Origin of the sequence: Bradyrhizobium sp. CSA112, from assembly GCF_029051645.1 — a bacterium.
Taxonomy (GTDB): domain Bacteria; phylum Pseudomonadota; class Alphaproteobacteria; order Rhizobiales; family Xanthobacteraceae; genus Bradyrhizobium.
Genome location: NZ_JAACFS010000098.1, coordinates 1 through 1,529, shown reverse-complemented (window position 1 = coordinate 1,529; position 1,529 = coordinate 1). Strand labels below are relative to the sequence as shown.

Annotated in this window: 1 pseudogene; it reads right to left on the bottom strand. The window is 64.0% G+C overall.

Annotated elements, in window-relative coordinates:
* Positions 1-10: 10 nt before the first annotated feature.
* Positions 11-1,361: pseudogene (locus GWE18_RS41815) on the bottom strand (IS5 family transposase).
* Positions 1,362-1,529 lie beyond the last annotated feature (168 nt).

The following is a 1,529-nucleotide window of genomic DNA, read 5'->3' as shown; positions in this document are numbered from 1 at the left end:
TAGTCGTCCGTTAAGAAGCCGATCTGAGTGTTGATTGGACGGCGATGGCTGCGATGAGCGCAGTGAGGAAGAGGCGCCAAAAATCCCTCAGCCAGGCGAGGATGCGGCGGAAGTTGTGTCCGACGGCGGAAAGGATGACGTTGGCGGCATCTCCGGCGCGGCCTTTGAGATAGCACCGGCCGAGATGGCCTTCGGCCTTCAGGTGGCCGATGATGGGTTCGATGGCGGATCGGCGCCGCAGCTCGCGCTTGATGATGCCGAAGACGCCGCGCTTCTGGCCTGAGATGAAGACGCGGCGCGGATTCTCCGTGCCGTGGCCGCGGTATCCCTTGTCGACATAGGCGCGCTCGATCGCGCATCCGGTGAGCCTCTCGGTGTCTTCGATGACGCCGCGGAGGGTGTGGCCGTCATAGGGGTTGTCCGGCAATGCGGTGGCATGCAGCACGAACAGGCCGCCCGGGGCGCGGCGGTTGGTGGTGACGATAGAGGCCTTCACGCCGAACTCGTAAGGCGCGCTGGCCTTGCCCTTGCCGATGCACTCCACCTCCGGGGCATGGAAAGAATAGAGCTTCCAGCCGCGCTGGCGCTGCTGCTGCGAGCGGATCTGCGCGGCGCGGCCGAGCGGCAGTGCGAACGTCTCCTCGAGAGCCGCCTGTCCTTCGATCCTGCGGCGGATATCGCGGATGATCCGGCCCAGCCGGCTGCGCAGGATGCGCAACTGCCGCTGATGCCGCTTGAACTGCTTGGCATGGGCATAGCGCCCCGCCATCGTCGCCGCGGCCTTGGCAATCCGTAGGTAGGATTGCCGCAACTGCACGCCGTGTCTGTCTGGCCGCCAGGCGGTTGAGCCCCTTGATCGCCGCATGCAGCAGCTTGGCGTCGGTCGGGAAGGTGATGGCCTTCGGCTGCACCGTGGTGTCGACCGTGACCCGCTTGAGGTCGTTGCTGCGCAAGGCGCCGGCGCCGTGCGCCACCCGCAGGCTCTCGGCCAGCAGCAGCTCCAGCTTCTCGCCAAGCCGCTTGCGCCAGTGGCTCAGGTCAGAGCGCTCGTGCGGGAAGGCGTGCTGGAAAAACTCCTCGCCGGGGAAGTACTGGAAATACGGGTCGTGGACCCAGCGCTCGCACACCCCCTCGTCGGATAGCCCGTAAATGTGCTTGAGCAGCAACAGCCCGATCATGAAGCGGCTCGCGATCCCCGGCCGGCCGTGCTCGCTGTAGAGCGGCGCAATCTCGCCGTCGATCCAGTCCCAGTCGATCTTGCCAGCCAGCAAAACCAGTTCGTGCTTCAGATTGATGATCTGGTCGAGCCGAGCCCGGAACAGATCGTTCGATCCAGTCGTCTGGTGCTTCTTCGGCCGCATCGTCCCCTCCGATGCAGACAAGGAATCATGCTTCCCGCTTCGAGGGAATCCCAAAAACGAAATCGCAAGGTTCCGATGCCCAAAGCATCAAAACCTTGCAATCTGCAAACGCCCCTTAGCCCAAATCGAGATTCCCGATCAGTGGCTTAGGCCTTCTTCACGGACGAC